Source organism: Acetomicrobium mobile (genome assembly GCF_937920065.1).
On sequence record NZ_CALETC010000208.1, the window covers coordinates 34,075 to 41,186 of the forward strand.

The window sequence follows — 7,112 nt, forward strand, 5'->3', positions numbered from 1 at the left end:
TTTATCTTTTGATTTGTTCTAAAAAAGACTTCAGTGGCTGTGCGTTTGCCACGTCTGACCTCTTTAGCCAGGCACGCCTTGCCTGGGCCACCCCGAAGAACATGTATTCCTGCTCGTGTATATCGTGGGCATCAGTGCTTATCACAAATTTACAGCCCAGATTGAAAGCTTGTCTTATCTTTTTTTCCGATAAATCGAGCCTGCTTGGATGGGCATTTATCTCGAGCAATGTGCCAGATGAAGCTGCTGCTTTAAAAATCCTTTCCCAGTCCGCATTGGCTTCTTCGCGCACTCCGAAGAGCCTGCCCGATGGATGCGCTAAAATATGAACTAAGGGATGAGATATGGCTTTAATATACCTCTCGGTCAATTGTCCTCTGTCTTGCCTCAAATTAGAATGAAGGGCAGCTACGACCACGTCAAGGCGCTCAAGAACTTCATCAGGATAATCTAAAGTGCCATCGGTTCGAACCTCTACCTCGGCACCTTTAAGGATGACCAGTTTGCCTTCAAATATTTCATTTAGCTCGTCTATTTCGTGCCATTGATCCATTAATCTCCCGATAGATAATCCTCCCGCTATGCCTAATCCCTGTGAGTGGTCAGTTATCAGAATGTAGCTTCGACCTAGAGCGTAGGCTTTTTCAGCCATCTCCTTTATGGATCGCTTTCCGTCACTCCAAGTAGAATGCATCTGCAAGTCACCTTCTATATCGCCAACTTCCACGAGTCTTGGTAACTTACCTTCCAGGGCCAAATTTATTTCTATCGTGCCTTCTCTTATCTCTGGTGGTATCCAACTCATTCCAAGTTTCTCGTATACTTCTTCCTCGCTAGAACACAATATTTCTTTGTTGTTTATTTTGTCGGTCAAGGCATATTCGCTCAAGCTCAAGTTTTTCTTGAGCGCGATTTCCCTCAGGGAGATGTTATGTTGTTGGCTGCCAGTAAAATACTGCAAAGCCGTTCCCCATCTCGAAGGCTCAACTATTCTCAAATCGCCTTGAAGACCGCCCTTAAATCTAATGCTCGTTTTCGTTGGTCCTGAAAGTAATACCTCTTCCACTATTTCCAAATCAGTGAAAGCTTTAATTATTTTATTCGTTGCATCTTTTTCAGCCGCCACTAGAATGTCCAAGTCACCTATCGTTTCCTTCATACGTCGCAAAGAACCTGCAGGAGATACGAAGACCACTCCCTCAAATTCGCCTAAACGGTTAACTATAATTCGAGATAAATCCCAGCCCTCCCCCAAGGGATATCTTGAGACCAAGCGCCTTTCTTTTAATGCCATGATGCCTTCAAGTATTTTGCTTTCGATCTTTGGCCCAAAACCGGGCAAGCTCCTTAAGGTCCCTTCTAGTGCCGCCTTTTCCAGTTTTTCCACCGAATCAATGCCCAGCTTTTCCCAGACCAGTTTAATTCGCTTTGGGCCCATTTCCGGCACTTCATATAATGAAAGCAGTCTTTCGGGAATTTCCGCTGTCAGTTTATCGTAAAATTCCAGCTTTCCATTTTCCAATATCTCGGTTATTTTCTGGGCAATGGCCTTTCCTACCCCTGGAATCTCCGTCAATTTTCCCTCTTTGTACAGCTCGACTATATCCCTTGTCTCTCTTCGCAAGTTTTCTGCGGCGCGCCTGTAAGCATTAACTTTAAATGGGTTTTCGCCTTTTATTTCTAGTAATATAGCTATACGATCGAATAGGTTCGCTAGAAAGTCGGCATCTATTTCGCGTCGCACCTATAACTACCTCCCAAGGATGCATAACTTTCTTAATATTGTCTCAACCTATGGTTAGAAATATCATATACTCAAATTAGCCAAACTTACCAATCGTTCTAGATTTAAACTTCATTGGCAGGCGAGAGAATTGGTTGATGAAAGAAAATATAGGAAAAAAGGACCCCTATTTCTACCCATCGTCATCTTGGCGATAGGCGTGATGGCCATATCAACGGGAGCCACTATGATTCGTCTTGCCGATGCGCCGGCTTTGGTTATTTCAGCTTACCGGGTTGGGCTTGCCTGCCTTATCTTAATTCCATTGGCTTGCCTTTTTGCAAGGAAAGAGATAAAGTCACTCGCCTTTAATGATGTCAAAATTGCTCTCGCTTCCGGAGTTTTTTTAAGCATCCATTTTGCTGCTTGGATTTCCTCCCTAGATTATACTACCGTGGCCAGCAGCGTGGTGCTTGTCAATACCAATCCCATATGGGTTGCCCTATTGACGCCATTCTTGAGCAATGACAGATTTACGAAGATGTCGATACTTGGAGTGGTTTTTAGCGTAACTGGAAGCGTGATAATAAGCGCTGGAGATTTTTCTTTGGGTGGGAAGGCCCTGCTTGGTGATTTTCTCGCCATCGTGGGCAGTTGGTGTACTGCCTTTTATCTTTTGTTAGGACGCAGGTTGAGGCAAAAGGTCTCACTTCTTTCCTATATAACCATATGTTACTCTACTGCGGCGGTGGTATTGTTTGCCATCGCAATCTGTCTTGGGTATTCATTGTGGGGTTATCCTTCGAAGACGTGGTTGTGTCTTTGGGGTCTTGCTATTTTTCCTCAAATCATTGGGCATAGCAGCTACAACTGGTCCCTCAAGTATTTTTCAGCGGGCTTTGTGGCAGTAGCTTTGTTGGGCGAGCCCGTGATGAGTCCTATATTAGCTTATTTCATATTGGGCGAAACCATAATGCCAGTGACAATATTTGGTGGTTCTTTGGTGTTAGCCGGTATTGTGCTGGCTGCACTTGGAGAGCGCAGATAAATTATAGAAATATTAGCTTGTTTAACCTGAATAAAAGGGGCGGCATTTACGGTTAGCTTTATGACATTAATAGCATCATGCCAACACTAGTTTTTTGGCAAGCTCTTCACGTTTTCATAAAGGAGTGCTACTATATTTGCAGTAAAGGAATCGAGTGGGGGATTGTAAAAAGGGGGGGACTCTTCAGTGTCAAGTACTACCTCGGATATGGTGGTTGATGCCTTATTGGCCCAATACGAAAGAAATCCACGCTTTTTGCTACAGGTGCTTCTGGACGTGCAGGATAGATTCCGCTATGTGCCAACCAGTGCAATGCGTTCAATAGCCGAGTATTTCGATATACCTGAAAGCAGGGTCTTTGCGGTGGCCACGTTCTATAAAGCACTAAGTTTGACCCCAAAGGGAGAAAAGATCATAAAGGTTTGCCAGGGAACGGCATGTCATCTTCGCGGCGGAAAGCAAATATTAAAAACAATAAGCGAAAATTTGGGAATAAGTGCTGGTGAAACCACTGAGGATGGGATCTTTACTTTAGAGACGGTGAATTGTCTTGGGTGTTGCGCTATGGCGCCTGTCATGACAATCGGTGATAAGGTTTACGGAAAGTTGAATGTGAATGATGTTGAAAATATCTTGGAGGCGGAGAGAAAAGATGCCCTTTTTCTTAAGGCCAAGTGATCTCGAATATTATCGCGATAGCTTAAAGGAAGATTTGTGGAAAGCTAAAGATAAGCCTAAATTGCGCGTGTGCTGTGGTACCGGATGCGTCTCAAACGGCAGCTTAAAGGTTCTGGAAGCTTTTAGGGAGGCTGTCGGCGAGATTGTAGATGTCGAACCTGTCGTTAAATTTACGGGATGTCACGGATTTTGCGAAAGAGGACCGATAGTGATAGTTTCCCCGGGTGAAATATTTTATCAGAATGTAAGGGTGGAAGATGTTCCTGAGATAGTACAAAGGACCATCCAAAATGGCGAAGTAATAGAGCGTCTGCTTTACCGTGATCCCGTAACAAAAAAGACTTACAGAAGCGACAGCGAAATACCCTTCTATGCTAATCAACAGAGGTTAGTATTGCGCAGATCGGGTCACATCGATCCCACGTCCATCGAGGATTATATAGCCACAGATGGCTATAAAGCCTTGGAGTTGGCCCTTCAGCTTGGCAGCGATGAGATTATTAGTAAGATTACCGATTCTTATTTGCGCGGTCGTGGTGGCGGTGGCTTTAGAACGGGATATAAATGGAAAGCCTGCAGGGACGTAGATGATTACCCTAAGTATGTGATTGCTAACGGTGATGAAGGAGATCCAGGTGCTTTTATGGATAGAAGCTTGATGGAAGGGGATCCTCATAGCGTCATTGAGGGTATGATGATAGGCGCTTATGCTGTAGGTGCTTGTGAAGGCTACATTTACGTCAGAAACGAATATCCTCTCGCAGTGAGAAGATTGGAGATTGCGATCGAGAAGGCTCGCGAGTGTGGTTTGTTAGGCAAGAACATCTTAGGATCAAGCTTTGATTTTGACATAGAAATATGCAAAGGTGGAGGCGCCTTCGTATGTGGTGAATCTTCTGCTTTAATGCGTTCCATCGAGGGATTGCCAGGCGTTCCGAGGGTCAAATACATCCACGCCACTGAGCAGGGACTTTGGGATAAGCCAACTGTCTTAAATAACGTCGAGACATGGGCTAATGTTCCCATTATTTTAACGGGTGGCGTCGAATGGTACAAGACGCTGGGGACTGATAATAACAACGGCACGAAGATCTTTGCCTTGGTTGGAAAAGTTAAAAACACAGGGTTGGTTGAAGTGCCGATGGGAGTGACTTTGCGCAAGATAATATATGAAATCGGCGGTGGGATACTAAAGGATAAAGCGTTTAAGGCCGTGCAGACGGGAGGGCCGTCGGGAGGGTGTATCCCTGCATCTTTGCTGGATTTGTCAGTGGATTTCGACACGTTAGTTGCGGCAGGTTCAATGATGGGTTCAGGTGGCATGATTGTAATGGATGATCGATCTTGCATGGTTGACGTCGCTAAATATTTCATAGATTTTCTCGTCGAGGAATCTTGTGGTAAATGCACCCCTTGTCGCGAAGGATTAAAGGCCTTACAAAAGTTGCTTCATGATTTGACGGAGGGGAAGGGCAGCTTGGACGACGTGAAGCTTTTGGATGAAATGGCAAATGAACTAAGCAAGACCGCCTTGTGCGGTCTTGGTAAAACGGCGGCAAACCCTGTCCTTTCTACTTTGAAGTATTTTCACGATGAGTACCAAGAACACGTGGAAGGTTATTGCCGTGCCGGGGTATGTCAAGGGCTTTTTGTAGCGAGCATAGATGAGGGCCGATGTGTAGGTTGTGGCCAATGTGCTAGGATATGCCCATCGAAAGCTATTTCTGGCGAGGTTCGAAAACCTCATATTGTAGACTCCTTAAGATGCATAGGTTGTGGTCAGTGCCTGGATGTATGCCCAACCAATTCGATAACCTCCATGAGGAGGTGCTCATAATGAAAAAGGATATTAATATTGTTATGGATGGCATACGTCTATCGGTACCATTGGAAACGACCATTCTGGAGGCCGCGGGCATTGCTGGCGTAGAAATTCCCACACTTTGCCATCACGAGGCACTTCCGCCCGATGGCAACTGCAGGTTATGCATGGTAGAAGTATTTCGACCGAAAAGAAGGGGGCAGCTCGTTATATCCTGTATGTATCCGATCCGTGGCCCTTTGCAAATTAAAACTAAAAGCGATGAGGTCATAAGGGCGCGCAGGTTCATTATAGGTCTTTTGTTGAGCCGGGCACCCAAATCCAGGACCATCCAGGCTTTGGCGGAAGAATATAGCGTAGAAATTGACCCTCGATTTTTATTCGACCCCGATGAGTGCGCAAGGTGCGACAGATGTGTCAGAGCGTGCGAGACTCTTGGACTCTCTGCCATTGGGCAGGCTTGGAGGGGTTTTGGCAAGAAAATAACGCCGCCTTTCATGGAACCGCCAAAAGATTGCATAGGATGTGCGGCATGTGCGGATGTATGTCCTACCGACTACATTCAGTGCGTTGACGAAGGCGACACGAGAACCATATGGAATCGCAACTTTACTTTAATTAGATGCCCAATTTGCGGCGAAGCGCATACCACCGAAGAGGCTTTAGAGTATCTTGGGCTCGAAGATCTGGATGCAAGGCTCTGTCCCAGGTGCAGAAAGCGCGAATACGCCGCAAAATTTAAGATTTTTGTGCCATGATTTAAGGATTTCCTGCTAGATTAAATTAGGCGTGAAAGTCTGCTTAGGGGGAAGCAGATTAATAAAGTATCTAAAAAAGAATAGGGGGGATTGGAATGGAAAGAGTGCTTCTCATTTCTCCGGAGAAGTGTGTTGGGTGTGGCAGTTGCGAGTTGGCCTGTTCTTTAATCAAGGAAAGTGAATTTAGGCCCTCTTTATCGCGGATAACTGCTTATCGATTTGAAGCCGGAGTCAACGTGCCCATGACTTGTCAGCAGTGTGACGATGCTCCTTGTATTAGTGTGTGCAAGACCGAGGCGCTTTCGAGGGACGATAAAAACGTCGTTAAAGTTGACTCATCTAAGTGTATAGGTTGCAGGATGTGTGTGATGGCCTGTCCCTTCGGGAATATGTCCTATCATTGGGAGCAAAACACAGCAATCAAATGCGATCAGTGCGATGGCAGTCCCTATTGCGTGGAGTTTTGCCCGACTAAGGCTTTGGAATACGTGCCGGCAGATGCCATAAGCCTCCAAAAGAAGAAGGAATTTTCGGCCAAGTTTGCCAAGATAGTCCTGGAGGTGAGCGAATGATGTTTGGCTACATGGGCAAGGTATTGCGTGTAAATTTATCGACCAAAAAGATAACGACCGAACCCTTAAGAATGGACTGGGCAGAAAAGTTCCTAGGAGCTAGGGGTTTGGGAAGCAGATATTTGATCGAGGAGGTAGATCCAAAAGTTGATCCTTTGAGCCCGGAAAACAAACTGATATTCGCCACAGGGCCCGTCACCGGAACGCTAGCCACATCTGCAGGAAGGTTTAACGTTGTCACAAAAGGACCACTAACGGGGACCATAGCTGCCTCAAATTCAGGGGGTTATTTTGGCCCCGAGTTGAAATATGCGGGCTATGACCTCGTAATTTTTGAGGGCAAAGCGGATAAACCCGTGTATCTGTGGATCTACAACGATCACGTGGAGTTAAAAGATGCCTCGCATCTTTGGGGAAAGGATTGTTACGAAACGACAGACGCCATTTTAGCCGAAAACGACCCAGAGGCGAAAGTAGCCTGCATTGGTCCTGCGGGAGAAAACTTGGTGCT

7 protein-coding genes are annotated in these 7,112 nt (G+C 45.7%); 6 read left to right on the forward strand and 1 reads right to left on the reverse strand.

Annotated features, from left to right (window positions below; all coding sequences use genetic code 11):
* Position 1: 1 nt before the first annotated feature.
* Positions 2 to 1,744, reverse strand: a complete 1,743-nt coding sequence (polX, locus tag Q7P41_RS08180; protein ID WP_303883365.1) for a DNA polymerase/3'-5' exonuclease PolX — start codon at positions 1,742 to 1,744, stop codon at positions 2 to 4.
* Between the two features lie 130 nt (positions 1,745 to 1,874).
* On the opposite strand from polX, the gene Q7P41_RS08185 reads away from it, so the two are divergent.
* From Q7P41_RS08185 to Q7P41_RS08210, 6 genes are all read left to right on the forward strand, one after another.
* On the forward strand, positions 1,875 to 2,771 hold the full coding sequence (locus tag Q7P41_RS08185) for a DMT family transporter (RefSeq protein WP_303883367.1): 897 nt from the start codon (positions 1,875 to 1,877) through the stop codon (positions 2,769 to 2,771).
* Positions 2,772 to 2,957: 186 nt separating this feature from the next.
* On the forward strand, positions 2,958 to 3,449 hold the full coding sequence (gene nuoE / locus Q7P41_RS08190; RefSeq protein WP_303883370.1) for an NADH-quinone oxidoreductase subunit NuoE: 492 nt from the start codon (positions 2,958 to 2,960) through the stop codon (positions 3,447 to 3,449).
* Positions 3,424 to 5,286 carry an NADH-ubiquinone oxidoreductase-F iron-sulfur binding region domain-containing protein gene (locus Q7P41_RS08195; RefSeq protein WP_303883371.1) on the forward strand — a complete coding sequence of 621 codons (1,863 nt, stop codon included), beginning with the start codon at positions 3,424 to 3,426 and terminating at the stop codon, positions 5,284 to 5,286. The genes nuoE and Q7P41_RS08195 overlap by 26 nt, the downstream gene beginning before the upstream one ends.
* The gene (locus tag Q7P41_RS08200; RefSeq protein WP_303883372.1) at positions 5,286 to 6,029 is read left to right on the forward strand and encodes a 2Fe-2S iron-sulfur cluster-binding protein; all 744 of its coding nucleotides are present in this window, start codon (positions 5,286 to 5,288) and stop codon (positions 6,027 to 6,029) included. Before Q7P41_RS08195 ends, Q7P41_RS08200 begins: the two co-directional genes overlap by 1 nt.
* Before the next feature lie 95 nt (positions 6,030 to 6,124).
* Complete coding sequence (locus tag Q7P41_RS08205; RefSeq protein ID WP_303883374.1) at positions 6,125 to 6,601, forward strand: 4Fe-4S dicluster domain-containing protein; 477 nt, start codon at positions 6,125 to 6,127, stop codon at positions 6,599 to 6,601.
* A partial coding sequence (locus Q7P41_RS08210) for an aldehyde ferredoxin oxidoreductase N-terminal domain-containing protein (RefSeq protein WP_303883376.1) occupies positions 6,598 to 7,112 on the forward strand: 515 nt, incomplete at its 3' end. The genes Q7P41_RS08205 and Q7P41_RS08210, both read left to right, overlap by 4 nt.